A 25,975-nucleotide genomic window follows, 5' to 3' on the forward strand; every position below is an offset into this window, starting at 1 on the left:
TCAGCGCACGCCGGCCGGTTCGGCCGGTTGCGGTTGCGGGGCGGTCGGCCAGGTGAGCCGTCGTACGCCGGGCACGAGCGCGGTGCCGGCGCAGGAGGCCAGGACCAGCAGGCCGGCGACCGCCAGGGGTACGGGAGCGCCGAACGCGTCGGCGGCCAGCGGCGCCAGCGCGTAGCCCAGCGGCATCGCGGCCAGCGACACCAGCCAGTCGTACGAGGTGACCCGGGCCAGGACCTCCGGTGCGAAGTGGTGCTGCACGACTGTCTCCCAGACCGGGTTGAGGTAGCCCAGGGCGGTCAGCGCCACGGCGTACGTGACGATCACGGCCGGGGCGGGCGCGGCGACGGCGAGCAGGAACAGCGGCACGGCGTAGGCGGCGAGCCCGAGGTTGGCCAGCAGCACCGGCCGGCGGAGCCGGACCCGCCCGGCCAGCAGTGAGCCGGTGAGCATGCCGATTGCGCCAGCCTGCAACAGCAGCACCCACGTCGCCTCCCCGCCCAGGCGGTGAATGGCGACGGCCGGGCCGAGGGTCATCAGCACGGCGGCGGCGCCGTTCCACACGCCGTGCCCGAGCAGGCTCGTCCAGAACCAGTCGCGGGCGCGCACCTCGCCGAAGCCGTGCCGCAGGTCGGCGAGGACGCTGCGGCGGGGCACCGGCACGTGTCGGACCCGGACCAGCGCGAGCAGGGCGGCGCTGAGCGCGAACGACGCGCTGTCGATCACGAACGCCCAGCCGGGGCCGGCGGCCCAGATCAGCGCGCCGGCCAACGCCGGGCCGAGCAGTCGACTGGCGTTGGCGGTGACTCCCATCAGGGCGTTGGCGCGTTGCCGTTCGGCCGGCGCGACGGTGCCGGCGACCAGGGGAGACGCGGTGGGGATGGCGAACGCCGACGCGGTGCCGCCGAGCGCGGAGGCCACCACGACGGTGGTCAGCGCCGGGTCGCCGCCGAGCAACTCGACGCCGACGGCGAGTTGGGTCGCGCAGCGGACGAGGTCGGCCAGCAGGGCGACGCGGCGGGCGGCGAACCGGTCGGCGACGACACCGCCGAGGGGCAGCAGGAGCAACCGGGGCACCATCGCCGCGGCGAGGACGACTGCCAACGCTGCGGTCGAGCCGGTGGCCCGCAGCACGGCCAGGGCCAGGGCGGCGGGCACCACCGCGTCCCCGACGGCCGAGACGGTGCGGCCGAGGAACAGCAGCCGGAAGGGGCGGGTGCGCAGGGGATGAGCCATACCCGCAATGTACTTAGACACCGAACCTTTCGGCAATGAATATTTCGGTGCTGAGCTAGGCTGGCGTCGTGACCGCCACCGAAGATGTCGTCGACCAGCACATCGAGCGCTGGCTCCCTGTGGTGCCCGACCTCGACAGGGACATCGAGGGCGCGGTGGTCCGGATGATCCGCCTGACCCGGCACCTGCGCGCGGTCAAGGAACGGGTCCTCGCCGACTTCGACCTGCCCCGGCACGAGTACGAGACCCTGCACGCCCTCGCCGGCCGGCGCGGCCGCGCGGCGCCCTCCGACCTGGCCGCGGACCTGACGGTGGCCCCGGCCTCGATCACCGCGCGCGTCGACACCCTGCTGCGGCGGGGCTTCGTGCGCCGCATCCCGTCCACGGTCGACCGTCGTCGCGTGGACGTGGAACTCACCGACGAGGGCATGGACGCGTGGCGCGCGGCGATGGAGAGCCAGGGCGCCGAGGAGCAGCGACTGCTCGGCGCGTTGACGCCGAAGGAGCGGCGGCTGCTGTCGGACCTGCTGCGCCGGGTGCTGCTCGTCGCCGAACAGCCGGCCGACGCACCGTAGCCGGCTGGCGGTACGTCGCCGAGCAACCGGTGGCGGTACGTCGCGCCCCCGACGGCGGGGCCGCCCGGAAATCCGTTGCCCGCGAGTCAGGGGTCGACCATGCTGACGCGCATGGATCAGTGACCAGTGGCGCACGTGCGCGATGAGGACGGGTTCGAGTCACCTCCCCGTCTGCCCTCCGCGCCGAGACGCCGGCTATCCGTCACTGGATCCGGGAGGCCCCCAGTGCCTCCTGCCGAGAGCTTGGAATCGCCGGAACCATGAATAACTCCCGCCATATCCGTGTGCGGGCCTTCGCCCGCACGGACACTCCTGCCGTCGAATTCGACGCTTCAGTCGTCTTCTCGCCTCCACCGCTGCCATGCAGGCCGTGCGGCGCCTGCGGCGTTCACGTCGTCGCGGTGGACCTCTCGCCAGGATCAATTCCCCAGCTGATCGCTGACCCGATCTTGACCAACCTCGAGGTGCGGACCAGGAGGCCGGCGACGGCGGGCCTGGGCGCGTACTCCGAAAATCGCCTGGCGGCCCTCGTACGCCGATGGGAGGGTGACCGGCATGATCGCGCACGCTCTGGCCGGGGCCCTGGCCGACGACGGACGGCGACGGGTCTTCGCGGCGGTCGCGTTGGGATCGGCAAGCGTGGCCGAGGTCGTGCAGCGCTCCGGCTTGGCGGCGCGGGTCGTGCTCACCGGGCTCCGGCGGCTCGCCGACGCGGGTCTCGTCACCGGCGCTGACGGCGCGCTCGCGGTCGACGAGGCGTCGCTGCGGGCGGCGGCGCGCGACAGCCGCCCGGCCGACGACGACGCGCCGTCCGACGATCCGGTGCTGCGCACGTTCCTGCGCGGTGGCGTCCTGACGGGCATGCCGGCGCAGCTCGCGCGGCGGCGGGTGCTGCTGGCACACGTCGCGCGGCAGTCGTTCGAGCCGGGCACGCGCTATCCGGAGCGGGCCGTCGACGACGCGCTCACACCGTGGTGCGCCGCCGGCGCCTCGGACCACGCCACCCTGCGCCGCTACCTGGTGGACGAGCGGTTGCTCACCCGTGAGCAGGGTGTCTACCAGCTGACGGAGGCCGAAAATCCGTTGACCGGGCAGTGACGATCGACGGGTGACCACGACCCTGCGGCCCGCCTGGGTGACCTCCACCGTCCGTCCCGACCATCCGGACGCGACAGTCCTGCTGCGCGAGTACATGACCGAGATGGTGGTGCGCTACCACCGCCGCCCGGCCCGACCCGGCGAGGTCGACGCGGCGCTGGCCGAGATGCCCAGCGACGACCTGGCGTACCCCGGTGGTCTGCTGTTGCTCGCGCACCGCGACGCGGACCTGGCCGGTTGTGCCGGGCTGCGATGGCGTCCGGGGTGGGCCGAGCTGACCCGCGTGTTCCTGCGGCCCGCGCACCGGGGCGCCGGTGGAGGCGCCGCGCTGCTGGCCGCCGTCGAGCAGCGGGCGCGGGCGGTCGGGGCGGACCGGATCCGGCTCGACACCCGCTCCGACCTGGTCGAGGCCCGCGCCCTGTACGCCCGACACGGCTACGCCGAGATCCCCGCCTACTCGCACGGCAGGTACGCCGAGCACTGGTTCGAGAAACGGCTGGGCCGCAGGAGTTGACGGCCGCCGCCGGGCGCGGTAAATAAGAAGCAGGAAGTTGAGTCACTACGACTCAACTCATCACCTTCGGCCAGGAGAACCGAGGAGGCACAGCGATGTTGATGCGTACCGACCCGTTCCGCGAGATCGACCGGCTCGCCGAGCAGTTCTTCGGTACGGCAGCCCGTCCCGCGATGATGCACCTGGACGCCTACCGCGACGGGGACCACTTCTACGCGGCGTTCGACCTGCCGGGCGTCGACCCGGACACCATCGACTGCACGGTGGAGCGCAACGTGCTCACCGTCCGCGCCGAGCGGCGCCGGCCCACCGGCGACGGTGTCGAGCTGGTCGCCGCCGAACGCCCGATGGGTACCTTCACCCGGCGGCTGTTCCTGGGCGACACCCTGGACACCGACAAGCTGGAGGCCGGCTACGAGAACGGGGTGCTGACGCTGCGCATCCCCGTCGCCGAGCGCGCCAAGCCCCGCCGGGTGACCATCACCGCCAACGGCGACGCACGCCGACAGATCAACGCCTGACCGCGACGGCCTCGACGGCCGGCACCCGTGCCGAGGTGCCGGCCGTCGGCGCGTCGCCAGACTCCGACTCCCCGGCTTCCGCGTCGCCCGGCGTCGACTCTCGCGCCGGCGCGTCGGGCCCCGGCTCTCGTGCGGGTCTGTCGGGCTTCTGGTCTCGTGCGGGCGCGTCGCCGGGCGGTGGGTAGAGGGCGGCGAGCGCGTGGGCGGTGCCGGCGAGCAGTTCCCGCAACTCGGGCGGGGCGAGCACCTCCACCTGCGCGCCGAGCTTGAGCATTTCGACGCGGCCGTGTCGGACCGACTCGATCGGCACTGTCGTCGTGACCCAGCCGTCCGCGTCCGGGGCACCGGCGTGGTCCTGCGCCGCGCGGCTCATCGCCGGTGGGAACAGGTGCGTCGTCTGCGCCAGCGCCGCCACGGTCATCCGCACCCGGGCCTCGGCGCGATAGACGCCCCGCTCGTAGCGTTCGGCGTGCTCCTGCCAGCAGGCCGCCAGGTCGAAGCCGGCCGGCCGTTCAGCGGGCTCGTCCAGCACGGTGAGCTCCAGGATCGCGCCCACCCGGTAGGTGCGCACCTGCCCGGACGCGGCGGCGACCAGATACCAGCGGCCGGCCTTGAGCACCACGCCGAGCGGGTCGAGGGTCCGGGTCACCTCCCGCGGCGCCTGCCACCGCCGGTACCGCACCCGGACCCGACGGTCCTCCCACACCGACGTGGCCAGCGCGGCCAGGTGCGGTGTCGGCTCGGGCTCGCGGAACCAGCTCGGCGCGTCCAGGTGGAACCGCTGCCGGATCCTGCCGCCGGGGTCGGCGAGGTCCGCCGGCAGGGCGGCACGCAGCTTCAGCTCCGCAGTGGCCAGCACCGAGCCCAGGCCCAGCTCGGCGGCCGGGCCGGGCACTCCGACCAGGAACAACGCCTCGGCCTCACCGGCGGTCAGGCCGGTGAGCCGGGTGCGGTAGCCGTCGAGCAGGCGGTAGCCGCCGGCCGGGCCGCGCTCGGCGTACACCGGCACACCGGCGGCACCCAACGACTCCACGTCGCGATACACGGTGCGAACCGACACCTCCAGGGCGTCGGCCAGTTCGGCGGCGGTCATCCGCCCCCGGGCCTGCAGGAGCAGCAGCAGGGAGACCAGCCGGCTGGCACGCACCGTGCGACCGTAGCCGACACCGTCCGCGCCGCCGCGCCGGCCGTCGTCGGCGTGCCTGCGTGGCAATCCCATCCGCCTCTGAGAACCTTTTTCACATGGTGTCCTCCGACGCTCCCGTGCTCGCCCGCCCCACCGCCCGACCGGCCCTGCCGACCGGGCCGGTCGACGTCACCGAGGCGTGGCTGCGCAACCGCCGGCTGTCCGAGCACACCCGCGACGCCTACCGACGTGACGTCACCGCGTGGCTCGGCTGGTGCGCCGGGCACGACCTGGATCCGCTGCGGGCCACCTTCCTGCACATCAACGAGTACGCCCGCACGCTGGAGTCCACTCTCGTCGCCCGCAGCGGCCGACCGTTGACCCCGGCGACCGTGGCACGCCGCCTGTCGGCGCTGTCCAGCTGGTACGACTTCCTCGTCAAGCTCGGCGGCGTACCGGCCAACCCGGTCTCCGGCGCGGACCGGCCCCGCGTCGACCGGGACCACTCCGCCACCGTCGGGCTCACCCCGGAGGAGGTCGACGCGCTGCTCACCGCCGCCGACGCGGAGACCGGCCCGACGGCGGCCCGCAACCGGGCGGCGATCGCGCTGCTTGCCGATCTGGGCCTGCGGGTGGGGGAGCTGGTCTCGCTGGACCTGACCGACCTCGGCACCGAACGCGGGCACCGCAGCGTGCGCTTCATCGGCAAGGGCGGCAAGCAGCGCCGCCGCGCCCTCACGCCAGGCACCGCGTACGCGGTGGACGCGTACCTGACGCAGCGGGCCGCCACCACCGGCGTGCCGGTGACACACCTGACCGGACCCCTGCTGGTGACCGCCAGCGGAGCGCGGCTCGACCGGCACTCGGTGTTCCGGATGGTCCGCCGACTCGCCCGCGCCGCCGGCATCCCCGCCTGGGCGCGGCTGTCCCCGCACTCGCTGCGACACGCGTTCGCCACCACCGCCCGCTCCGAGGGCGTCCCCCTCGAAGACGTGCAGGACGCGATGGGCCACGCCGACCCGCGCACCACCCGCCGCTACGACCGGGACCGGCACAACCTCGACCGCGACCCGGCGTACGCGGTGTGGGCCGCCCGGTCCCGCCGCCGCGGCTGAACCGTCCCACCCGCGGCCTAGCCTCGGCGGATGAGACACGGTCTGGAGATCCCCTGCGGTGGCGGCGACGTCTCGGTGACCACCCTGGTCGAGCTGGGTGAGCTTGCCGAGAACGCCGGATGGGACGGGGTGTTCCTGGAGGATTACCTGATCCACTACTCCGGCGACGACCCGTTCACCTACGACCCCTGGTTGGTGCTCGGCGCGATCGCCGGGCGCACCGAGCGGGTGCGCCTGGGCACCACGGTCACCGCGCTGCCCCGGCGCCGTCCGGCGAAGCTGGCCCGCGAGGTGCTGACGCTCGACCACCTGAGCGCGGGCCGCGCCACAGTGGCGGTTGGCGTCGGCGACCCCGGCGACCGGGGCCTGGTCGCGTTCGGCGAGCCGACCGAGACGGCCGTGCGCGCCGCGATGCTCGACGAGGGCCTCGACCTGCTGACCGGCCTGCTCGGCGGTGAGCGTGTCGACCATCGGGGCGCCCACTACCGCGCCGAGAACGTGGCGCTGCGGCCACCGCCCGTGCAGTCGCCCCGGGTGCCGGTCTGGGTCGGCGGCAGCACCCAGGCCGGGGCGGTGCGACGCCGCGCGGCCCGCGCCGACGGCATCGTTCCGTACAAGCTCACCGACACCGACGGCTGGGCCGACTTCACCCCCGACGAGGTCCGGGACCTGGTCGCGGCCATGCCGCCGACCCGGGCCGACGGTCAGCCGTTCGACGTGGCGATCGGCGGGCGACGCCGCCGCCCCGACGAGCGCGCCGAACGCGCCCACCTGCGCGAGGTGGCCGCCGCCGGGGCCACCTGGTGGCTGGAGTACGTCCCGGTCGGCGACCCCGCGGCCATGCGCGCGGCGGTGGCCCGAGGCCCGCTGCGCTGAAAGCCGCGCCCGCGGCTCAGCTCTGCGGGCGGGGGCAGATGCAGAACGGCTGCCCGATCGGGTCCAGGAGCACCACCCACTTGTCGCCGCCGGGTTGGAACTCCGGCTTCGACGCGCCGGCGGCGACGAACTCCTTCTCGGCCACGGCCAGGTCGTCGACGTAGAGGTCCAGGTGGTAGCGCTTCTGCCCGGTCGGGTCCGGCCAGGACGGCGGCTGGTAGCCCTCGACCAGGCCGAAGCCGATGGAGGCGCCACCGCCGCTGATCATGGCGTACTCGGCTTGGCTGTGGGTGATCTCCCAGCCCAACGCCCGGTGATAGAAGGCGGCGTGCGCGGCCGGGTCGGAGCTGTCCAGGTTGACCATCGCGAGGTCGGCGGTTGTTGTCATGCCGGCAGTCTGCGCCGACGTACCTGCCAACCAGTGTCAGGTACGTCGGCGGTTCCTCGATTTAGGCCTGGCGACGCTCAGCAGAGCAGGTCCAGGTGGTGGTGGGCGTCCTCGGCGATGTCCTCGTGCCGCAGCCACCGCCGCGCCCACAGCCGGGCGGCCAGCTCCGCCTGCTCGTCACCCCACGCGGCGTGCTCCACGAGCAGGGCGGCGGTCAGCGCGTACGCCAGGCGCAGCGCCAGGCCGCGAGCGCCCGCGAGCACCGCCGCCGCGCCCGGGTCGGCCGTCACCGCCGCGATGGTGTCGCGCAGCTGCCCGGCGGCCCCGGCGAGGGTGTCGGCCAGCGCGGGCGACAGCGGCCGGGCCAGGTCGACGGCGGCGCCGAGGCGGCTCAGCAGGGGCGTCCCGGCGTCCTCGCGGCTCAGCGCGCGCAGCACGTCCAGGGCCAACACGTTTGTGGTGCCCTCCCAGATCGGCAGCACCTGCGCGTCGCGCAGCAGCCGGGGCACGCCAGTGTCCTCCACGTAGCCCGCGCCGCCGAAGCTCTCCACGTACTCACTGGCCGAGCTGACGGCGAGCCGACCGGTGGCCAGCTTCGCCAGTGGCGCCACGATGCGCAGCTCCGCGGCGGCTTGCGGGTCGGCGCCGACCTCGACCCGCCCGAGCAGCGCGAACGCGTGTCCCGCGAGGGCGAACGCGCCCGCCGCGTCGACCGCGAGGGTGCCCAGCGTGGCGCGGTGCAACGGCGAGGACGCCAACGCGCCGCCCGCCACGTGCCGCGCGTCGGCGTACGCGCGGGCGTAGGCGAGCCCCCGTCGCATTCCGCCGGCCGCGGCGGCGGCGTTGTGCACCCGGGTCACCACGACCAGGGTCATCGCCCGGACCAGGCCGGGCACCGCCGGGTCACCCAACGGCAGCGCGTACGCGTCGTGCAGGCCGATCTCGGCGGTCGGCAGCGCCCGGGTGCCGAGCTTGTCCTTGAGCCGGTGCACTGTCACGCCGGGGGCGGGCGCGTCCGGCGCCGCGCCGATGGCCAGCGGCGAGTCGACCGCGTACCGGGGGACGAGGAACGGGGCGAGCACCCGGCTGCCCCGACCGGCGCCGTCGGGGCGGGCCAGCGCGACAGCCATCGCCGCGTCGGCGGCGGAGCAGAACCACTTCTCGCCGGTCAGCCGCCAGGACCCGTCCGCCGCCGGCCGGCCCACCGTGCTCGATCGGCCCAGGTCCGAGCCGCCCTGCGCCTCGGTCATCCACTGCCCACTGGTGATCGCCGTGGCCGGGTCCGTGGAGATCAGCCGGGGCAGCCACGCGTCGCGGATCCCGGCGTCGACGTCCGGCATGCTCAGCAGCGCCGCCGCCCCGTCGGCCATCGCCACCGGGCAGGAGAACGTCGCCGACTCCGGCCCGTACAGGTGCAGCAGCGCGTGTTGCACGACCCGTGCGGCGGCGCCCCAGGTGCCCCGCGCGTCGGGCAGGTAGGGCAGCGCCACCACGGCGTGCCGGGCGGCGGCGGCCCGCTGCGCCTGCCAGCCGGCGGACACCTCGATCCGGTCGATCCGCGCGCCCCACGGGTCGTAGCGGACCAGCGTCGGCGGGTGCGCCTCGGCGTCGGCGTGCGCCGCGCGCAGCGGCCCGGTGACCTCGGCGGCCAGGTCGGCGAGGCGACTCTTGGCGGCCGCGTGTCCGGCCGGGCCGAGGTGACGCTCCAGCCAGGATCGCAGCAGGGCGTCCCCGGCGTACGGGTCGGCGGGGGGTGGTACCGGCTGGACGAAGCGGCTCATCGATCGACTCCTGGCGCTGCTGGGGGTGTGCGCCGACGGTAGACGATGCGTCGCCGCCGCGAACAGTGCCTCGGGCGCACCCAGTTTCCCGCTTGTCCTGCCTCACCGCGACGGTGTTCTCTACGGTCGGTAGTCGTGGGTGCCGGCCAGTCGTGGAGCCGACCGGCCCGGCGGCACCGCCCGATGCGCACCGGGCTGGCGTTCGCCGGGTTCGGCATGGCGCTGTGCTGCGTCGGGGTGGCCGGGCTGGGGGCGTGGAACCTGCAGACGGTGCGGCAGGCCGCCGGCCCGATCCGGGAGACCGCCGACGGTTTCCTGAGCGAGGTGACTCTCGGCGACAGCGACCAGGCGTACGAGAAGCTCTGCTCGGACGCGCGGACCCGGTGGAGCGCCATCGGGTTCACCAGCTGGGTGCGGACGCCACCGATGGTGACCGACTACGAGATCACCGACGTGTCGGTGGCCACCAAGGGCGGGCGACCGCGCGGCACGGTGACGGTGCGGTTGACCCGCGACGGCGGCATCACTGAGGAACGCCGACTGCCGGTGGTCCGTGAGAACGGCGACTGGCGGGTGTGCGGTGACCCCTTCTGAGCCGCCGGTCGCCGACCTGACGCATCCCCGGTTGCTGCGCGGGCGGCAGGGGGTCGAGCCGACCACCTCGACCGAGCTGTTCTTCGACCTGGTCTTCATCTTCACGATCACGCAGGTGTCGCACTACCTGATCGAGCACCCGGACTGGCGTGGCGCCGCCCGTACCGCGCTGCTGCTGGCGCTGGTCTGGTTCGTCTGGGTCTACACCACCTGGGTGACCAACTGGCTGCAACCGGACCAGGGCCCGGTGCGGGCGATGCTGATCGGCGTGACGTTGGGCAGCCTGCTGCTGTCGGCGGCGATCCCGCAGGCGTTCGCCGGGACCGGCCTGCTCTTCGCGGTGGTCTACGTGAGCGTGCAGGTGGGCCGGACCATGTTCGCGTTGTGGGCGACGCAGGGCAGCCCGTGGCTTGTCGACGGGTTCCAGAAGTCGCTGCCGTGGATCGGCGCCACGTCGGTGCTCGTGGTGGTCGGCGGCTTGGTGGACACCCCGGCCCGCGAGGTGGTGTGGGCGGCGGTGATCGTGCTCGATGTCGTCGGCCTGTCGATCGGCTACCCGCTGCCAGGGCGGGAACGCAGCCGCCCCGAGCGGTGGATGGTGGAGGGTGGGCACCTGGCCGAACGCTGCGCGGCGTTCGTCCTGATCGCGCTCGGCGAGTCGATCCTGGTCACCGGCAGCACCCTCACGTCGCACGTGAACCTGGTGACGTCGGGGGCGTTCGTGGTGGCGTTCGCGGGTTCGGTGGCGCTGTGGTGGGTGTACTTCGCCCGGTCGGCCTCGGCCGCGACGGAGGTCATCGCCCGCGCCGGCACGCGTACCGGGGCGCTGAGTCGGCTCGCGTTCAACTACCTGCACCCGGTGATGGTCGCCGGCATCGTCGTCACCTCGGCGGGCGACGAGCGGCTGCTGCGCGCCCCCGGCGCGGCGGCCACCACCGTCGACGCCCTGTTCATCCTGGGCGGCCCGGCGCTGTTTCTCGCCGGGCACGCCGCCTACAAGGCGGTGCTGTGGCGGGCGGTGCCGAGCAGCCGGATCGCCGCGGTGCTGGTGCTGCTGGCCGCGATACCTGTCGGTGTGGCCCTGGCGGCGCCCGTCGCGGCGTGCGCCACGGCGGCGGTGGCGGTGACCGTCGCCGTGATCATCGCCGACCGGCTCCGGGTACGGCGGGCTGCGCCGTGACCCGCTCCGGGCCGGTCCACCCGCGGTTGCTGCGGCCGCGTCGCGGTGTGGAGCGGACCACGTCCACCGAACTCTTCTTCGACCTGGTCTACGTCTTCACGATCACCCAGTTGTCCCGGTACCTCAGCGAGCACCTCGACTGGCCGGGCGTCGGACGTACCGCGGTGTTGCTGGGCATCGTCTGGCTGGTCTGGATCTACACCGTCTGGATGGGCAACTGGCTGCGCCCGGACCGGGCGCCGGTACGCGCCACGCTGCTGGTGGTGACGCTGGGCAGTCTGCTGCTCGCGGCGGCGCTGCCCACCGCGTTCGGTGGCGACGGACTGCTCTTCGCCGGCGCGTACGCGGCGGTGCAGATCGGTCGGACGCTCTTCGCCATGTGGGCCATCCGTGGTCAACGGTGGGTCAGTGACAGTTTCCGCCAGTGCGTCGTCTGGATCACCGCCACCGGAGTGTTGGCCCTCGTCGGCGGCCTGACGCAGAGCCCGGCCCGGGAGCTGATCTGGATCGGCGTGATCGCCGTCGACGCGCTCGGGCTGGCGACCGGGTTCCCGGTGCCCGGTCTGGGCCGCAGCACCCCCGAACGCTGGCAGGTGGAGGGTGGGCACCTCGCCGAGCGCTGTCAGGCGTTCGTCCTCATCGCGCTGGGGGAGTCGATCCTCGTCACCGGGGGGACGCTGACGCAGCGCCTGGACCGGGTGGGCGTCTTCGCGTTCCTGCTCGCCTTCGCCGGGTCGGTGGCCCTGTGGTGGGTGTACTTCGACCGGGCGGACGCCGTCATGCGGGCCCTGGCCGATGCGGGTGAGCGGGCCGGGCGACTGTCGCGGCTGGTGTTCAACTACCTGCACCCGGTGATGGTGGGCGGCATCGTGGTCACCGCGGTCGGCGACGAACGGCTGCTGCACGCCCCCGGTCACGCCCTCGGGTGGGCGGACGCGCTTGTCGTCCTCGGCGGCCCGGCGTTGTTCCTGGCTGGGCACGCCGCCTACCAGATGGTGCTGGGCTTCGCCGGGGTGGCGGGCCGGGTCACGGCGACGCTGGTGCTGCTCGCGTTGATCCCCGCAGCGGTCGCGCTGGGCACGCAGGTCGCGGTGGCCGCCGGCGCGGCGCTGCTGGTCACCGTCGCGGTGATCGTGGCCGACTGGATGTCGGGTCGGCGGGCGTCTCAGTCGCGGGGGCCGAGGTCACCGCTGCGGTAGTGCCGGCGGCACAGCACCTGGTAGCGCACGTCGGCGGTCTCCACGGTGTCGCCGATGACGACCTGCGCGCCCTCGCGCACCACCCGCCCGTCCACGACGCGCGCGTTGAGCAGCCCTTCCCGGCCGCACCAGCACAGCACCTCGACCTGGATGCGGGCCACCTCGTCGGCCAGCTCGAACAGGCGCTGCGCGGCGGGGAACACGCGGGACCGGAAGTCGGTGGCGAGGCCGAACGCGAACACGTCCACGTCGTAGCTGTCCACCAGCTCGGCCATCTGCTCGACGTGCTCCACGGTGTAGAAGCAGGCCTCGTCGCAGATCAGGTAGTCGACGCGTACCCCGTCGGCCCACCGGCCCCGCACGAGAGCCCGCAGGTCCAGGTCGTCGGTGACCTCGATGGCCTCGTGGGCCAGGCCGATGCGGGTGGTGACCTGCGGGCCCAGCGACCTGTCGATGCGGGTGGTGACCAGCCCGCGCCGGCCCTGCCGGGCGTGGTTGTAGTTCATCTGCAACGCCATGGTGGACTTGCCGCAGTCCATCGGCCCCCAGAAGAACTTCAACGCCGCCGCGTGCACCGGCCGCCCGTCGAGCCCCCGCGCCGCCGCGCACCCCGCCGGAGCGTGCGGCTGGCCGGGGAACGGGTGGGCCAGGCAGGTCGGTGCGGCAGCGGCGTCGTGAGTCACGGTCGGGCAGCCTAGCCGATCGACCGACCCGGATCTGTCCGGTGCGGGACGGGTGCTCAGAGCACCCGGGGTGGGGTGTTGCCGGCGGCGACGATGGCCCGCCGGATCGGCACGGCGGCCAGGAGCAGGAACCCGACCACGAAGAAGATCAGCAGTGAGACCAGGCCCACCCGGTACGAGGCGGTGAGCTGGAACACCAGGCCGAACGCGAGCGGGCCGAGCCAGCTGGTGCCCTTGTCGCTGATTTCGTAGAAGCCGTAGTACTCGCCCTCCTTGCCGGCGGGGATGAGCTGGCTGAACAGCGAACGGCTCAGCGCCTGGCTGCCGCCCAGGACCAGGCCGATGGCCGCGCCGAGGATCATGAACGGCACCGGCGCCTCGGCCGGCAGCCGGAACGCGCCGAGGATCACACCGGTCCACAGCACCAGGCTGAGCAGCACGGTCTTCCACGCGCCGATGCGCCGGGCCAGGGCGCCGAGGCCCAACGCGCCCCCGAAGGCGAGGAACTGCACCAGCAGGATCGTGACGATCAGGGTGCCCTGCTCCAGGCGCAGCTCCTCGGTGCCGTACTGGCTGGCGAGGGTGATGACGGTCTGGATGCCGTCGTTGTAGACCAGGAACGCGAGCAGGAAGAACAACGTCAGCGGGTACGCCTTGACCTCGCGCAGGGTGTGGCCGAGCTGCCGGAACCCGTCGGTGAGCACGTTGCCGCGCGCCACCAGGGCCGCCGCGCTGGGGCGTTCGCGCAGCCACCGCAGGGGCACCAGCGTGAACACCGCCCACCACACCCCTGCGGAGACGATCGACCAGCGGGCCAGGTCGAGGGTGCGCTGCGGGTTGTCGTCCTCGCTGAGCAGGGTGACCGCGACCAGGTTCAGCGCCAGCAGCACGCCACCGCCCAGGTAGCCCAGCGCCCAGCCGCGGCTGGAGATGCCGTCGCGTTCGTCGGGGCCGCCGAGCTGCGGCAGGAACGAGTTGTAGACCACGATCGCGGCGCCGAAGGAGATGTTGGCGATCAGGAACAGCGCCCCGCCGAGCAGGTAGCGGTCGCCGGTGACGAAGGCCATCGCGATGGTCGCGGCGGCGCCGGTGAACGCGGCACCGCCGAGCAGCCGCTTCTTGTGCGCGGACCGGTCGGCGATCGCCCCGATGACCGGCAGCACGAACACGGTCAGGAACACCGACAGCGAGATCAGGTACGGGTAGTAGGACCCGGCCGCCACCCGGATGCCCAGCGGGTGCACGTACCCGTCGCAGGTGTCCGCGCCCAGCTCGCAGCCGGCGGCCAGCTCGGCGACGGTGGTCAGGAACGGGCCGAGGAACACGGTGATCACCGTGGTCTGGAACGCCGAGTTCGCCCAGTCGTAGATGTACCAGCCGCGCCGCTCCCGGCGGGTGCTCGCCGGGGGCGGGGTGTCGTCCACCGTGGGGGTCACGGTCTCGGCCATCGAAGGTCCTTCGACGCTCAGGCGGCCCAGTGGCCGCGGCTGCGGTAGACGTCGCGCAGCACGCCGACGTGATCGGTCATGATGCCATCCACACCACGATCCAGTAAGTCGTGCATCTGGTCGGGTTCGTCGATCGTCCAGACGTGCACCTGCAGGCCGAGTCGGTGGCAGTAGTCGAGGAAACGGCGGTCCACCACCGGCACCCGCCCGTAACGGGGTGGCACCTGCGCGGCGACCACCGACGGCGGCAGTCGCAGTGGCCTTCCGTGCAGGGAGGCGAGCCGCAGCCGGGCCACGCCGCGCATGCCGAGGCTGGTGGCGACACGGCCCTCGGTCAGAGCCCGCAGCCGCATCAGGCGGGCGTCGCTGAACGAGGCGAGCAGCACCCGGTCGGCGGCGCCTGCCCGGGTCACCGTCGCGACCGTCGGCGCGACGCCGCCGTCGGCCTTGACGTCGATGTTGAAGCGGACCTGCGGCCAGGCGCCCAGCACCTCGTCGAGCCGGGGTACGACGGCCGCGCCGCCGACGCGTACCGAGGCGAGGTCGGCCCAGCTCATCTCGGCGATGCGCCCCGGCTCGCCGGTGACGCGCTCAAGCGTCGGGTCGTGGAAGATCACCGCGACGCCGTCGGCGGTGGCGTGCACGTCGGTCTCCACGTACCGGTAGCCCAGCCCGATGGCCCGGGCGAACGCCTCGGTGGTGTTCTCGTCGCCGTCGGCCGCGCCGCCGCGGTGGGCGAACGCCAGCGGCGCGGGCGCGTCCAGGAAGCCGAATCGGTTCAGCACGCGAGGCAGTATGCCTGCCGCCGGTGGACCTGCGGTGGCCTGCCGGCGACATTCGTCGGTCGGTGGTCGTCCGGCCCCGCGCCAGCGCTCAGCGCGCCGGGCGGTGGATCAGTCGCAGGCTGCGGCGGATCCGGTCGCGGTACTGGTCCCGGCTGCTGGAGGTCGCCTTCCAGGTGATCGCGGCGGACAGCAGCAGGTCCATCACGTCGTGCGCGGTGAGGTCGGCCTCGAGCAGGCCGGGTGGGGCGTGTTCGGCAATGTAGGCGCTCAGCGTGGCCTGTGCCTTGCTCTCGTAGTCGTCGAGCATCGAGCCCAGTTGGGACCGGCTGTTCTCCAGCAGTTCGTTGAGGTCGCGGGCCACCGGGTTTTCGATGTACGGACCCATCAGCGCGTCGATTCCCGCCACGATCCGCTCGTCGAAGCTCAGCGACTGGTCGGCCAGGCGCGCTTGCATGGCCCGCTGGGCCCGCTCCAGGACGCCCTGCATGGTGGCGCGGTACAACTGCTCCTTGTTGGGGAACATCAGGTAGAGGCCGGGTCGGGAGATGCCGGCGGCTCTGGCGACCGCCTCCATGGAGGCCTTCTGGAATCCGAACCGTCCGAACACGGCGACCGCCGCCTCCAAGACGGCATTGTGCTTCGGGTTCTCGTGCAGCAGTTCCAGCGTGTCCACGGTAGACATCGTAGACAAGTTTCCGACAATCGCTCAAATTGTCAGGCGTCACAGTGCACGGCCGCGTCGACGACGCCGCGCTCAGCCCAACCGGCGGCGGTGCGCGCGACTGGGGTCGCTCGGGCGGCCGGGGTCGACGTGCCGAGGCAGGTCGGGTTCGTCGGGGCGCAGCGGCGCGAGGGCGTCGGTGAGCGCGTCGATGATCCGGTCGGTGGCCCGGCGGGCGGCACCGGGGTTCACGGCGCTCACCTCGCCCAGGTCGACGGGCGTGCCGAAGTGCACCCGGATCACCGGGCGGCGCCACAGCGCGCGGGCGACGCCGCGCAGCATTCCCTTGGGCGCCCGGTAGGGCAGCACCTCGTGCGCGCCCCACTGGGCCACCGGGATGACGGGGGCGCCACAGGCCAGGGCGAGTCGGGCGACACCGGTCTTGCCGCGTTCGGGCCACATGCCGGGGTCCAGGCCGATGCGTCCCTCGGGGTAGATGAGGATCACCGAGCCCGCCGCCACGGCGGTGGCGGCGTCGTCGAGGGCCCGGTGCACGGCGCTGGTGCCCCGGTCGACCCGGATGTGCCCGGCGTGGCGCATGGCGGCTCCGAGCACCGGGGCGCGGAACAGTCCGGCGGTCGCCATGATCCGTGGGGCGACGCCGCGGTTCTGGCAGGCGGCGATCATCACCACGGGGTCGAACGGGCTGATGTGGTTGGCGGCCAGCACGAGCGGGCCGCGGCGCAGGTGCGCGGGGACGTCGCCGGTGACCTCGAGGCGGGCGAGCAGGCCGACCAGGACGCGGGCCAGCACGAGGGCCGCACGCCAGATCAGTGGCGGCTGCCAGGGGGAGTGCGCGGTGTTCATCAGCGCGCCATCGTCGCACGCGACGGCCCGGTGGCGCGGGCGGGTCGGCCGGATGCCCGGGGTGATCAGGGTCATTGGTCCCGGGCCGCTTTGGGCCGCCCGGCCCTGCCGCATTCTCTACGACGAGCAGTAGTATTTACTACGTCTCGTAGTACGCATAGCTGGGGGTAACAGGTGGACGCGTTGGACGTCGCCCGGTGGCAGTTCGGTGTCACGACCGTCTACCACTTTCTCTTCGTGCCGCTGACCATCGGCCTGTCCGTGCTGGTGGCCATCCTGCAGACGATGTGGCACCGCACCGGCAACGAGCGCTACCTCAAGCTCACCAAGTTCTACGGCAAGCTCTTCCTGATCAACTTCGCGATGGGCGTGGTCACGGGCATCGTGCAGGAGTTCCAGTTCGGCATGAACTGGAGCGACTACTCCCGCTTCGTCGGCGACATCTTCGGCGCCCCCCTCGCGATCGAGGCGCTTGTCGCGTTCTTCCTCGAATCCACCTTCATCGGCCTGTGGATCTTCGGCTGGGACCGGCTGCCCAAGCGCGCCCACCTGGCCAGCATCTGGGCCGCCGCGATCGGCACCAACCTGTCCGCGTACTTCATCCTCGCGGCGAACTCGTTCATGCAGAACCCGGTCGGCTTCCGGATCAACCCGGACAGCGGGCGTGCCGAGCTGACCGACTTCCCGGCCGTTTTGACCAACAAGGTCGCCCTGATCACCTTTCCGCACACCCTGGCCGGCTCATTCCTGGTCGCCGGGTCGCTGGTCGTGGCGGTCGGCCTGTACCACGTGATCCGCAACCGCGACTCCGCCGACACCGGCGCGTACCGCTTCGCCACCAAGTTCGGCTCCTGGGTCGTCCTGGTCGCCTCCGCCGCCGTGCTGTTCACCGGCGACATCCAGGGCAAGATCATGACGGACGTGCAGCCGATGAAGATGGCCGCCGCCGAGGGCCTCTACACCACCGAGAGCCCCGCCTCGTTCTCCGTACTCACCATCGGCAGCCTCGACGGCAGCCGCGAGGTGTTCGCCCTCAAGATCCCGTACCTGCTGTCGTACCTGGGCACCGGCGACCCGAACGGCACCGTGCACGGCATCAACGACCTGCAGGCCCAGTACGCCACCCAGTACGGCGCGGGCAGCTACACCCCGATCATCCCGGTCACCTACTGGAGCTTCCGCTTCATGATCGCCTTCGGGATGGCGGCCGCCGCGATCGCCCTGCTGGTGCTCTGGAGCCAGCGCAAGGGCCGCACCCCGAGCAGCAAGTGGCTGCTGCGCGCCGGACTGGCCATGCCGGTGCTGCCGCTGCTGGCCAACTCCTTCGGCTGGATCTTCACCGAGATGGGCCGCCAGCCGTGGATCGTGTTCGGCGAGATGCTCACCCGCAACGGCGTGTCCCGCAGCGTCTCGCTGGCCGAGGTGCTCACCTCGTTCACCGCCTTCACGCTGATCTACGCCACCCTCGCGGTGATCGAGGTCAAGTTGCTGCTGCGCTACGCCAGGGCCGGAGTGCCCGACGTCAACGAGGAGCACCCCATCGACGACACCCATGACGACGCCGAGCGCCCGCTCGCCTTCGCCTACTGATCCCGGAGCCCATCGTGGACCTGACCACCATCTGGTTTCTCCTCGTCGCCGTGCTGTTCACCGGCTACTTCATCCTGGAGGGCTTCGACTTCGGCGTCGGCATGCTGCTGCCCGTGCTCGGCCGTGACGACCGGGAGCGCCGCGTCCTGATCAACACCATCGGCCCGGTCTGGGACGGCAACGAGGTCTGGCTGATCACCGCCGGCGGCGCCATGTTCGCCGCGTTCCCCGAGTGGTACGCCACCCTGTTCTCCGGCTTCTACCTGCCGCTGCTGCTGATCCTGCTGGCCCTGATCGCCCGGGGGGTTGCCTTCGAGTACCGGCACAAGCGCCCCGAGGCGTCCTGGAAGCGCCGCTGGGACACCGCGATCGTGGTCGGGTCGCTCGTGCCGGCGATCCTGTGGGGCGTCGCCTTCGCCAACATCCTGCGCGGCGTGCCGCTGGACGCCGACCACGAGTACGTCGGCGGCCTGCTGGACCTGCTCAACCCGTACGCCCTGCTGGGTGGCGCGACCACCCTCGCGCTGTTCCTCACCCACGGCGCGGTGTTCCTCGCCCTCAAGACCACCGGCGACATCCGCGAGCGCGCGGGCGCCCTCGCGGTGCGCCTGGGCGCGGGCGCCGCGGTGCTCGCGGTCGGGTTCCTGGTCTGGACGTTGAACATCCGCTCCAGCGCGGCCGCCGTCGTGCTCGCCGTCGGCGCGGCCCTCGCCCTGCTCGGCGCTCTGGCCGCCGCCCGGGTACGCCGGGAGGGCTGGGCCTTCACCGGCACCGCGGTGGCGATCGGCCTGGCCGTGGCGACCCTGTTTGCGGCGTTGTTCCCGAACGTCATGCCGTCCACGCTGGACGCGGCGGGCACGCTGACCACCACCAACGCCGCCTCCACCCCGTACACCCTGAAGATCATGACGTGGGTGGCGGTGATCTTCACCCCGATCGTGCTGGCCTACCAGGGGTGGACGTACTGGGTGTTCCGCAAGCGCATCGGGGTGGCCAACATCCCGCAGCACTGACCGGCCGAGGCGCACACCGCCGGCGTCGATCATGAAGTAGTGGTGCCCGACTTGGGCAGTGAAGGCAGCTTCGTCACCCACCACAACTCCGTGATCGACGCCGGCCGCGCGGCCGGTGCCGGAAAATCGGCGGTCCGCGCGGACCCGTGCCGCTAGGTTGTCCCGATGCCCGCCACTGTGCACGTGCGTGAACTCACCACCGACGACCTCGACGCCGCCTGGGAGTTGAGCCGGTTCGCGTTCGGCGGCAACCCGGAGCGTCCCGCCAGTACGAGCGTCGTGGTGCCCGGCATGACCCGCCACGGCGCGTTCGACGACGCCGGTCGCCTCGTCGGCAAGGCCGTCGACCTGCACCACGACCAGTGGTGGTCCGGTCGGGCCGTACCGGCGGCCGACGTCGCCGGGGTGGCTGTCGCCCCCGAGGCCCGGGGCCGGGGCGTGGCCCGTGCCCTGCTCACCGCCCTGCTGGCCGGCGCCCACGAACGCGGCGCGGCGGTCAGCGCCCTGTACCCGACCATCGCCGCCCCCTACCGCTCCTGCGGCTGGGAGGCCGCCGGGGTGCTGCGCACCGTCAACCTCGCCACCGCCGCGCTGCCCCGGCACCGGCCCGCCGCCCACCTGAGCGTGCGGGCCGGCACGCCCGCCGACCTGGCCGCCGTCGCCGACCTGTACGAGCGGGTCACCCGGCACCGCAACGGCATGCTGACGCGCCAGGGGAAGCTGTACGACCACTTCAACGCCACGGGGGAGCTGCCCGGCGACGGTGTGACCCTCGTCGAGGCCGATGGCGACCTGGTCGGCTACGCCACCTGGCAGCGGGGCCGCGGCTACGGCGCCGACTCGGTGCTCACCGTCGACGAGGCCCTGGCCGTCACCGCCGACGCGGCCCGGGAACTCGTCGGTGTGCTGGGCAGTTGGGCCAGCGTCGCGCCGACGCTGCGGCTGTGCCCGCTCGACGGCGACGCCGTCAGCGCCCACCTGCCGTTGGAGGCGGCCCGCGATCACGAGCGGGACCTGTGGATGCACCGGCCGGTGGACGTGGCCCGCGCGGTGAGCGCGCGGGGCTGGCCCGCCCATGTCCGGGGCGCCGTCGACTTTCACCTCACCGACCCGCTCGCCGACTGGAACACCGGCGCATGGCGGTTGGCTGTCGCCGACGGCGCCGCCGAGCTGACCCGGATCGACGGCGAGGCGGACCTGCGGCTGGACGTCCGCGGGTTCGCGCTGCTGTACGCCGGGGCGGCGCACGCCCGCTCGGTCGCGCAGGCCGGTCTGCTGCACCACCCCGGCGGTGTCGATCCGGCGGCCCTGGACCTGTTGGGCGCTGGCGGTCCGGCGCAGCTGCTCGACTACTTCTGACCGCCCGCGCGGCACCGCTTTTCGGCGTCAGGCGATGCCCGCCAGTTCGGCGTTGGCCCGCTCGGTGATGAGCGTGAGGACGCGGGCGGCGGCGTCGGCCTCGGCGGCCGGGAGGTCCCCGTACAGCCGGGCGGTGATGCCCCCGACGGCGTCGGCGACGTGGGCCTGCGCGGCGTGGCCGGCGTCGGTGAGCCGCACCTGCGGGTCGTCGGCGGTGTCGTCGAGCCGCGCCAGGTCGGCGTCGACGAGGCTGGCGATCATCTCGTGCACGGCGGACTCGTCGACCTTGCGGGTGGTGGCGATGCGCTGCACGAGACGCGTGCGGGCGACGGGGCCGGCGGCGAGGGCGTTGAGCGTGAGGACCTGGCCGAAGTCGACGCCCAGGGGCGCGACGGCGCGTTCGAGCAGGGCCCGGGTGGCGAAGTGGGCCTGGCCGATGACCTGACCGTTGAGAGTGGACACGATGCCTCCTTTGAAACGTTGGCTTCACCAACGTTGGTGAAGCCAACGTAACACGATTCGTGGGTCGTGCCAACGATTGCTGGTAGGCTGCCGCCATGGACGCCACCGCCCCGCAGTCACCCGCCGGGCTGCGGACCACCCCGAGCTGGCTGCTCAACCAGGTCGCCACCCACGCCGGCCGGCTCATCAGCGCCGGCTTCGCCACGCACGACCTGCGCGGCTACCACTACCGGCTCCTCGCCGCGCTGACCGAGAGCGGACCCGCGAGCCAAGCCGACCTGGGACGCCGCTGCGGCATCGACCGCAGCGACGTGGTGGCCGCCGTCAACGACCTGGCCGGCCGGGGACTCGTGGTGCGCGCCCCCGACCCGGACGACCGCCGCCGCAACGTCATCAGCCTCACCGAGGCCGGCGCCGACGAAGCCCACCGGATGGCCGACACCGTCGCCCGCGTGCAGGACGACCTGCTGGCACCCCTGACCAGCGCCGAACGCGACCAGCTGACCCGCCTGCTCACCCGACTGCTCGAGCACCACGGCGGCCACTGACCCCGACACCGCCACGGCCGGCCCACCCCCACCGGCCCAGCCGTCGTTTCCAGACCGACGACAACGTGGCACACGCGCAGGGCGGCCTTCAGCACCGCGGCCCGGCGATGGACGACCCACGGCCGCCGCCGGAGGGTCGTGATGGGGGTAGCTGTGGTGGGGCCGGTCAGGCGGTGACGGGGTTGATGACTGCCTGGATGGCGACGAAGGCGGCGATGGCGAAGACGAGCCAGGCGAAGGCGTGGTGCAGCCACCGGGTGGGCAGCCGGGGCGCGATGCGCCCGGCGGCGAGGGAGCCGGCGATGGCGGCGAGGGTGAACGCCGCGACGATGCGGTAGTCGATGGTGGCGTCGCCGGCGTGGGCTGCGAACCCGGCGGCGGAGTTGACCACGATGATGACCAGTGAGGTGGCGGTCGCGGCGGGCAGGCTCAGGCCGAGCAGCAGCACCAGGGCGGGGATGATGAGGAAGCCGCCGCCGACCCCGAACAGGCCGGTGAGGAAGCCGACCCCGAGGCCGGCGGCGACGGACTTCGGAAGGCAGCCGCGCCAGTTGATGCCGCCGCCGGGCAGGGCGCAGTCGCCGCCGGCGTCGCCGGTGCCGGCCAGCATCCGCCATCCGGCGAGCACCATCAGGGCGGCGAAGCCGATCAGGACGAGGCGGGGTTCGAGCAGCCGGTTGATCGCGGCGCCGCCGAACGCGGCGGCGGCGCCGGCGCCGCCGACGATGCCGGCGATGCGCCACCGGACGAGGCCGGCCCGCAGCCGCACGAGCAGGGCGGCGGCCGCGGAGACGCCGACCACCAGCAGGGAGGTGGGTACGGCCACGGCGAGGGGCAAGCCGGTGCCGTAGACCAGGGCGGGTACGGCGAGGATCGAGCCGCCGCCGCCGAGCAGGCCGAGCAGGATCCCGATGAGCGTGCCGAACCCGATCGCGGCGATCACCGCCGGCTCCGGATCGGCCGGCCCGCACCCGAGGGTCGGAGCCGAGTGGGGTGACCTGGCACGACGGCTACCGCCGATCGCCGGTCAACGCGGTGACGACCTGGTCGAGGTCGGTGCGCGGGCCCCGGTTGTACGGCAGTTTGGCCAGCATCATGCCCATGGCGCAGGTGTTGGTCAGCGCGGCGACCGTCAGCCCGGCACCGATGAACGCGGCCACCCACTTCAGCGGGGCGAACAGTGTGCTGGCGAGCACGGCGAGCAGCACGATGCTGCCGGCGACGAGGCGGACCTGGCGTTCCAGGTCCCAGCGCGGGGTGCCGGTGGTGACTGGTGCGTGGGCGCCCTGCCAGGCGGTGATGCCGCCGGTGAGCACTCGCAGGTTCGGCAGACCCGCCCCGGCCAGCGCTTGTTCGGCCTGGCCGGCGCGCTGCCCGGAGCGGCACACCAGCACGACCTCCTCGTCGAGGTGGTCGCGCAGTTCGGCGCGGTGCTCGCGCAGCAGATCGAGGGGCACGTTGTAGGAGCCGGGGATGTGCGCGGTCTCGAACTCGGCCGGGGTGCGCACGTCGATCAGCCGTGGCGCGTGGCCGGTGGCGAGCAGGTGTCGCAGGGCGGAGACGTCGAGGGCGGCTGGGGTGCCGGTCGGCGGGGTGGGCATGGGGTGACGTGCTCCTGTTCGGTGTCAGTTGCCGGAGACGATGGGCAGGCCGGCGCCGGCGGCGTCGGTGTAGGCGTCGTCGATGTGCACGACGTGGCGGCCTGCGCGTTGCAGCAGGCTGGTGGCGGCTGCGGCGCGGTAGCCGGAGCCGCAGTGCACCCAGACGGTGCCCGGGGGCACGTCGGCGAGCCGGGCGGGCAGGTCGGGCAGCGGGATGTGCACGGCGCCGTCGATGTGGTCGGTGCGCCACTCGTTGCTCATCCGCACGTCGAGCAGCACGCCGACCTCGGGCAGCCCGTGCGACGGGGTGCTGGCGCGGGCCGCGGCGAGGTCGGCGAAGGTGGCGGTGGTGAGGTGGGCGAGGCGGGTTTCGTCGCCGCCGGCCCACTGCTCGTAGCCGCCGGTGGCCGCGGCGGCGGGCCGGTCGATGCCGATGCGGGCCAGTTCGCGTTGGGCGTCGGCGACCTGCTGTTCGCTGTCGCCGAGCAGGGTGATCGGCGTGCCCCACGGTGCCATCCAGCCGAGCCAGGTGGACATCGGTCCGTCCAGGCCGAAGCTCAGGGTGCCGGTGAGGTGCCGGTGCGCGAACGCTCTGCGGGAGCGCAGGTCGACCACCCACTCGCCGGCCTCGATCCGGGCCGCGAGTTCGGCCGGGTCGGCGGCGGCGATCGGGGTGAGGTCGATCAGGTCGGCGCCTGCGGTGTTGCGGGTGCCCATGTGCGCGTAGTACGCCGGGTAGGCGTCGAGTCCGGCCAGGGTCTCGCGGACGAAGTCGTCGGTCTCCAGGCGCAGGGCCGGGTTGGCGGTGCGTTCCCGGCCGATCGTGGACTCCGGTGCGTCGGCCTGGGTGGCGGAGCAGAAACTGCCGAATCCGTGGGTGGGCCACACCTGCGCGCCGTCGGGCAGCAGGTCCGCCAGCCGGCGGGCGGAGGCGTGCTGGTGCTCGGCGAGGGTGTGGGCGTGCTGCTTGCCGAGCAGGTCGGTGCGCCCGGTGGTGCCGAACAGCAGCGATCCGCCGGTGAACACCCCGACCGGCTCGCCGGTGTCGTCGAGCACGTAGGACAGGTGGTGGAAGGTGTGCCCGGGGGTGGCGACCACCCGCAGCCGCATGGCCGCCGAGACGCCGATCTCGTCGCCGTCCGCAACCGGCCGCCGGTCGAAGCCGACCTCGTCGTCGGCGGCGACCAGGTACTGCGCGCCGGTCAGCTTCGCCAGGGCCAGGCCGCCGGAGACGTAGTCGTTGTGCAGGTGGGTCTCGGCGACGTGCGTGATCCGCACACCGAGCCGGCCCGCGAGAGCCAGGATCCGGTCGATGTCGCGCTGCGGGTCGACCACGATCGCGACCTGTCCGTCGTGGGCCAGGTAGCTGCGGTCTCCCAGGGACGAGGTCTGTACGACCTCCACGCTCACCTCAGTCATCATCATCTCCTCGCTTGTGGGTGCGGATCAGCGACTGTTCTCGACCGGGTGGCCGGCCCAACGATCGAGCGGCACGTCGGCGACGCCGCTTGACGTCAGTCGACCGACGGAAATCTCACTCGAAGTCACTGAAAAACTCCATCAGGTAAATACCCCGGGGGGTATATGAAAGGCATGATGCGGCCATGACAGGAATCCAGCCCCCGCCTCCCGTGTCGTGCGACAGGGGAGGCGAGGGGTCGGAATCAGGACAGCGACAGGAACAACTTCTCGAGCTCTTCCTCGCTCATGGGCGGCTCCTCGCCACGCTCGCGGGCGCTCTGGCACTCCCGCATCCCCGTGGCGATGATTTTGAAGCCGGCCCGGTCGACGGCACTGGACACCGCGGACAACTGGGTGAGCACCCGCTTGCAGTCCTCACCGTTCTCGATCATCGAAATCACCGCGCCAAGCTGCCCCTGCGCCCGCTTCAAACGGGTCAACGCGTCCTTGAGCAGGACCGGGCTCATCTCCATCAGGCCACCTCCACCGCAAGCATACCCCGGGGGGTACCCGGCATCACGGGACCACTATACCCCCTGGGGTATCCGCCAGGTCCATGGTGACCTACACCGCAACTGCCACCCTGGCCCCGGCGGACAGCCTCAGCTCGCCTCGCGCAGCTCCGCCAACCGGGCCTCGATCTCGGCCAGCTCCGCGCGCAGCTTCTCCGCCTGCTGCTCGGCCTCGGCCCGCTCGGCGCCCAGGATCTGCTCCACCGCCTCCTGCACACCCGGCACGTCCACCAGCGCCACCATCTTCAACGCCTCGGCCGGCTTCACCACGTACGGCTTCGCGAGAGCCTTGCTGCCCTGCTGCGCGGCAACCGTCCACTCGCCGTCGGCGTACGCCAGGGTCACCGTCAGGCCCGCGGGGCTCTTGGGCTTGGCGGCCTTGACCGCCCGCCGGGCCGGCGTGGGCTTCTCCGTCTGCTCCACCTTCGGCTCCTCCTGTCGCGGCGCGGGCACCCGCGGCGTGTCCAACACGAACTCCGGCGCGGCCACCGCCGCCGGCTCCGGCTCGGGCTCCGGTTTCGGCTCCGCCACCCGACGACCCGCGCCCTTGGGCGCCACCGCCAGATCGGCAGGGGAGAACGGCAACTCGTCACGACCGAACCGCACCACCACGAACTCGTCGGACACCTCGGGATCGGTCAGCTCGACCACCTGGCCGACCTGACCGGCGATCTGCCCCGCCGCCGCGGTGAACACCACCCGCGGCTTACGACCGGCTGCCAACGCCTCCCGGATGCTCTGCACCTCGTCAGTGGACAAACCCTGGCCGGCATCCATCACAACCC

The 25,975-nt window shown here is 72.9% G+C and carries 28 protein-coding genes; 13 read left to right on the forward strand and 15 right to left on the reverse strand.

The window, feature by feature from the left end; all coding sequences use genetic code 11:
* Entirely contained in the window at positions 1 to 1,233 is a 1,233-nt protein-coding gene (locus tag AB0B39_RS28270; RefSeq protein WP_357575835.1) for an MFS transporter, read from the reverse strand.
* 68 nt (positions 1,234 to 1,301) lie between these two features.
* On the opposite strand from AB0B39_RS28270, the gene AB0B39_RS28275 reads away from it, so the two are divergent.
* From AB0B39_RS28275 to AB0B39_RS28290, 4 genes are all read left to right on the forward strand, one after another.
* Complete coding sequence (locus AB0B39_RS28275) at positions 1,302 to 1,808, forward strand: MarR family transcriptional regulator (protein ID WP_357490479.1); 507 nt, start codon at positions 1,302 to 1,304, stop codon at positions 1,806 to 1,808.
* Positions 1,809 to 2,363: 555 nt separating this feature from the next.
* Positions 2,364 to 2,906: a DUF2087 domain-containing protein gene (locus AB0B39_RS28280; protein WP_357575836.1), complete on the forward strand. Its 543-nt coding sequence runs from the start codon at positions 2,364 to 2,366 to the stop codon at positions 2,904 to 2,906.
* 10 nt (positions 2,907 to 2,916) lie between these two features.
* A complete protein-coding gene (locus AB0B39_RS28285) occupies positions 2,917 to 3,420 on the forward strand; it encodes a GNAT family N-acetyltransferase (RefSeq protein ID WP_357490483.1) in 504 nt (167 codons plus the stop codon).
* A 95-nt stretch (positions 3,421 to 3,515) separates the two neighbouring features.
* Entirely contained in the window at positions 3,516 to 3,941 is a 426-nt protein-coding gene (locus tag AB0B39_RS28290) for an Hsp20/alpha crystallin family protein (protein WP_234585291.1), read from the forward strand.
* On the opposite strand, the gene AB0B39_RS28295 is transcribed toward AB0B39_RS28290, so the two are convergent.
* Complete coding sequence (locus tag AB0B39_RS28295) at positions 3,931 to 5,160, reverse strand: WYL domain-containing protein (protein ID WP_357575837.1); 1,230 nt, start codon at positions 5,158 to 5,160, stop codon at positions 3,931 to 3,933. The genes AB0B39_RS28290 and AB0B39_RS28295 overlap by 11 nt on opposite strands.
* A gap of 23 nt (positions 5,161 to 5,183) precedes the next feature.
* On the opposite strand from AB0B39_RS28295, the gene AB0B39_RS28300 reads away from it, so the two are divergent.
* Positions 5,184 to 6,182 carry a tyrosine-type recombinase/integrase gene (locus AB0B39_RS28300; protein ID WP_357490487.1) on the forward strand — a complete coding sequence of 333 codons (999 nt, stop codon included), beginning with the start codon at positions 5,184 to 5,186 and terminating at the stop codon, positions 6,180 to 6,182.
* Between the two features lie 30 nt (positions 6,183 to 6,212).
* Complete coding sequence (locus tag AB0B39_RS28305; RefSeq protein WP_357490489.1) at positions 6,213 to 7,058, forward strand: LLM class flavin-dependent oxidoreductase; 846 nt, start codon at positions 6,213 to 6,215, stop codon at positions 7,056 to 7,058.
* Between the two features lie 16 nt (positions 7,059 to 7,074).
* Here AB0B39_RS28305 and AB0B39_RS28310 read toward each other — a convergent pair whose 3' ends face one another.
* Positions 7,075 to 7,446, reverse strand: coding sequence for a VOC family protein (locus tag AB0B39_RS28310; RefSeq protein ID WP_357490491.1), 372 nt, complete (start codon positions 7,444 to 7,446; stop codon positions 7,075 to 7,077).
* 77 nt (positions 7,447 to 7,523) lie between these two features.
* On the reverse strand, positions 7,524 to 9,227 hold the full coding sequence (locus tag AB0B39_RS28315; protein ID WP_357575838.1) for an acyl-CoA dehydrogenase family protein: 1,704 nt from the start codon (positions 9,225 to 9,227) through the stop codon (positions 7,524 to 7,526).
* Between the two features lie 183 nt (positions 9,228 to 9,410).
* On the opposite strand from AB0B39_RS28315, the gene AB0B39_RS28320 reads away from it, so the two are divergent.
* Genes AB0B39_RS28320 through AB0B39_RS28330 form a run of 3 tightly spaced genes read left to right on the forward strand, consistent with a single transcriptional unit; the run spans position 9,411 to position 12,200 of the window.
* Entirely contained in the window at positions 9,411 to 9,821 is a 411-nt protein-coding gene (locus AB0B39_RS28320; protein ID WP_357490626.1) for a hypothetical protein, read from the forward strand.
* Complete coding sequence (locus AB0B39_RS28325) at positions 9,808 to 11,001, forward strand: low temperature requirement protein A (RefSeq protein ID WP_357575839.1); 1,194 nt, start codon at positions 9,808 to 9,810, stop codon at positions 10,999 to 11,001. Before AB0B39_RS28320 ends, AB0B39_RS28325 begins: the two co-directional genes overlap by 14 nt.
* Positions 11,002 to 11,048: 47 nt before the next feature.
* Positions 11,049 to 12,200, forward strand: a complete 1,152-nt coding sequence (locus AB0B39_RS28330; RefSeq protein WP_357490497.1) for a low temperature requirement protein A — start codon at positions 11,049 to 11,051, stop codon at positions 12,198 to 12,200.
* Here AB0B39_RS28330 and AB0B39_RS28335 read toward each other — a convergent pair.
* The 5 genes from AB0B39_RS28335 to AB0B39_RS28355 form a co-directional block, all read right to left on the reverse strand.
* On the reverse strand, positions 12,167 to 12,775 hold the full coding sequence (locus tag AB0B39_RS28335) for a thymidine kinase (RefSeq protein WP_357490628.1): 609 nt from the start codon (positions 12,773 to 12,775) through the stop codon (positions 12,167 to 12,169). The two genes, AB0B39_RS28330 and AB0B39_RS28335, sit on opposite strands and share 34 nt — an antisense overlap.
* 164 nt (positions 12,776 to 12,939) lie before the next feature.
* Complete coding sequence (locus AB0B39_RS28340) at positions 12,940 to 14,331, reverse strand: MFS transporter (protein ID WP_234586269.1); 1,392 nt, start codon at positions 14,329 to 14,331, stop codon at positions 12,940 to 12,942.
* Positions 14,332 to 14,348: 17 nt separating this feature from the next.
* Positions 14,349 to 15,116 carry a glycerophosphodiester phosphodiesterase gene (locus AB0B39_RS28345; RefSeq protein ID WP_234586267.1) on the reverse strand — a complete coding sequence of 256 codons (768 nt, stop codon included), beginning with the start codon at positions 15,114 to 15,116 and terminating at the stop codon, positions 14,349 to 14,351.
* 88 nt (positions 15,117 to 15,204) lie between these two features.
* Positions 15,205 to 15,789, reverse strand: a complete 585-nt coding sequence (locus AB0B39_RS28350; RefSeq protein WP_357490500.1) for a TetR/AcrR family transcriptional regulator — start codon at positions 15,787 to 15,789, stop codon at positions 15,205 to 15,207.
* Positions 15,790 to 15,870: 81 nt separating this feature from the next.
* Positions 15,871 to 16,644 (reverse strand): lysophospholipid acyltransferase family protein, encoded by a 774-nt coding sequence (locus AB0B39_RS28355; protein WP_234586340.1) that lies wholly within the window; start codon positions 16,642 to 16,644, stop codon positions 15,871 to 15,873.
* Between the two features lie 174 nt (positions 16,645 to 16,818).
* Here AB0B39_RS28355 and AB0B39_RS28360 point away from each other — a divergent pair, with 174 nt between their 5' ends.
* The 3 genes from AB0B39_RS28360 to AB0B39_RS28370 all read left to right on the forward strand — a co-directional run bounded on the left by AB0B39_RS28360 (position 16,819) and on the right by AB0B39_RS28370 (position 20,606).
* Complete coding sequence (locus AB0B39_RS28360; RefSeq protein ID WP_357575840.1) at positions 16,819 to 18,234, forward strand: cytochrome ubiquinol oxidase subunit I; 1,416 nt, start codon at positions 16,819 to 16,821, stop codon at positions 18,232 to 18,234.
* A 14-nt stretch (positions 18,235 to 18,248) separates the two neighbouring features.
* Positions 18,249 to 19,247 carry a cytochrome d ubiquinol oxidase subunit II gene (gene cydB / locus AB0B39_RS28365; RefSeq protein ID WP_357575841.1) on the forward strand — a complete coding sequence of 333 codons (999 nt, stop codon included), beginning with the start codon at positions 18,249 to 18,251 and terminating at the stop codon, positions 19,245 to 19,247.
* A gap of 165 nt (positions 19,248 to 19,412) precedes the next feature.
* Positions 19,413 to 20,606, forward strand: coding sequence for a GNAT family N-acetyltransferase (locus AB0B39_RS28370; protein ID WP_357490503.1), 1,194 nt, complete (start codon positions 19,413 to 19,415; stop codon positions 20,604 to 20,606).
* 27 nt (positions 20,607 to 20,633) lie between these two features.
* Here AB0B39_RS28370 and AB0B39_RS28375 read toward each other — a convergent pair whose 3' ends face one another.
* Positions 20,634 to 21,068: a hypothetical protein gene (locus tag AB0B39_RS28375; RefSeq protein ID WP_357490504.1), complete on the reverse strand. Its 435-nt coding sequence runs from the start codon at positions 21,066 to 21,068 to the stop codon at positions 20,634 to 20,636.
* A gap of 95 nt (positions 21,069 to 21,163) precedes the next feature.
* Here AB0B39_RS28375 and AB0B39_RS28380 point away from each other — a divergent pair, with 95 nt between their 5' ends.
* The gene (locus AB0B39_RS28380; RefSeq protein WP_357575842.1) at positions 21,164 to 21,616 is read left to right on the forward strand and encodes a MarR family transcriptional regulator; all 453 of its coding nucleotides are present in this window, start codon (positions 21,164 to 21,166) and stop codon (positions 21,614 to 21,616) included.
* Positions 21,617 to 21,782: 166 nt separating this feature from the next.
* Here AB0B39_RS28380 and AB0B39_RS28385 read toward each other — a convergent pair whose 3' ends face one another.
* From AB0B39_RS28385 to AB0B39_RS28405, 5 genes are all read right to left on the reverse strand, one after another.
* Positions 21,783 to 22,559, reverse strand: a complete 777-nt coding sequence (locus tag AB0B39_RS28385) for a sulfite exporter TauE/SafE family protein (RefSeq protein WP_357575843.1) — start codon at positions 22,557 to 22,559, stop codon at positions 21,783 to 21,785.
* 67 nt (positions 22,560 to 22,626) lie between these two features.
* Positions 22,627 to 23,217 carry a rhodanese-like domain-containing protein gene (locus AB0B39_RS28390; protein ID WP_357490509.1) on the reverse strand — a complete coding sequence of 197 codons (591 nt, stop codon included), beginning with the start codon at positions 23,215 to 23,217 and terminating at the stop codon, positions 22,627 to 22,629.
* Between the two features lie 24 nt (positions 23,218 to 23,241).
* A complete protein-coding gene (locus tag AB0B39_RS28395; RefSeq protein WP_357575844.1) occupies positions 23,242 to 24,636 on the reverse strand; it encodes an MBL fold metallo-hydrolase in 1,395 nt (464 codons plus the stop codon).
* 245 nt (positions 24,637 to 24,881) lie between these two features.
* Positions 24,882 to 25,151 (reverse strand): metal-sensitive transcriptional regulator, encoded by a 270-nt coding sequence (locus AB0B39_RS28400; RefSeq protein ID WP_234586242.1) that lies wholly within the window; start codon positions 25,149 to 25,151, stop codon positions 24,882 to 24,884.
* Positions 25,152 to 25,280: 129 nt separating this feature from the next.
* Positions 25,281 to 25,967: a hypothetical protein gene (locus AB0B39_RS28405; RefSeq protein ID WP_357490512.1), complete on the reverse strand. Its 687-nt coding sequence runs from the start codon at positions 25,965 to 25,967 to the stop codon at positions 25,281 to 25,283.
* Positions 25,968 to 25,975 lie beyond the last annotated feature (8 nt).

Source organism: Micromonospora sp. NPDC049114 (assembly GCF_040648635.1).
GTDB lineage: Bacteria > Actinomycetota > Actinomycetes > Mycobacteriales > Micromonosporaceae > Micromonospora.

Bases quoted from the DNA above. Each gene is read 5' to 3' on its own strand.
- AB0B39_RS28270 (WP_357575835.1), bottom strand. From the start codon at position 1,233: ATGGCTCATCCCCTGCGCACCCGCCCCTTCCGGCTGCTGTTCCTCGGC.
- AB0B39_RS28280 (WP_357575836.1), top strand. From the start codon at position 2,364: ATGATCGCGCACGCTCTGGCCGGGGCCCTGGCCGACGACGGACGGCGA.
- AB0B39_RS28290 (WP_234585291.1), top strand. From the start codon at position 3,516: ATGTTGATGCGTACCGACCCGTTCCGCGAGATCGACCGGCTCGCCGAG.
- AB0B39_RS28295 (WP_357575837.1), bottom strand. From the start codon at position 5,160: ATGGGATTGCCACGCAGGCACGCCGACGACGGCCGGCGCGGCGGCGCG.
- AB0B39_RS28300 (WP_357490487.1), top strand. From the start codon at position 5,184: ATGGTGTCCTCCGACGCTCCCGTGCTCGCCCGCCCCACCGCCCGACCG.
- AB0B39_RS28305 (WP_357490489.1), top strand. From the start codon at position 6,213: ATGAGACACGGTCTGGAGATCCCCTGCGGTGGCGGCGACGTCTCGGTG.
- AB0B39_RS28310 (WP_357490491.1), bottom strand. From the start codon at position 7,446: ATGACAACAACCGCCGACCTCGCGATGGTCAACCTGGACAGCTCCGAC.
- AB0B39_RS28315 (WP_357575838.1), bottom strand. From the start codon at position 9,227: ATGAGCCGCTTCGTCCAGCCGGTACCACCCCCCGCCGACCCGTACGCC.
- AB0B39_RS28320 (WP_357490626.1), top strand. From the start codon at position 9,411: ATGCGCACCGGGCTGGCGTTCGCCGGGTTCGGCATGGCGCTGTGCTGC.
- AB0B39_RS28340 (WP_234586269.1), bottom strand. From the start codon at position 14,331: ATGGCCGAGACCGTGACCCCCACGGTGGACGACACCCCGCCCCCGGCG.
- AB0B39_RS28355 (WP_234586340.1), bottom strand. From the start codon at position 16,644: ATGAACACCGCGCACTCCCCCTGGCAGCCGCCACTGATCTGGCGTGCG.
- AB0B39_RS28370 (WP_357490503.1), top strand. From the start codon at position 19,413: ATGCCCGCCACTGTGCACGTGCGTGAACTCACCACCGACGACCTCGAC.
- AB0B39_RS28380 (WP_357575842.1), top strand. From the start codon at position 21,164: ATGGACGCCACCGCCCCGCAGTCACCCGCCGGGCTGCGGACCACCCCG.
- AB0B39_RS28390 (WP_357490509.1), bottom strand. From the start codon at position 23,217: ATGCCCACCCCGCCGACCGGCACCCCAGCCGCCCTCGACGTCTCCGCC.
- AB0B39_RS28395 (WP_357575844.1), bottom strand. From the start codon at position 24,636: ATGACTGAGGTGAGCGTGGAGGTCGTACAGACCTCGTCCCTGGGAGAC.
- AB0B39_RS28400 (WP_234586242.1), bottom strand. From the start codon at position 25,151: ATGGAGATGAGCCCGGTCCTGCTCAAGGACGCGTTGACCCGTTTGAAG.
- AB0B39_RS28405 (WP_357490512.1), bottom strand. From the start codon at position 25,967: ATGGATGCCGGCCAGGGTTTGTCCACTGACGAGGTGCAGAGCATCCGG.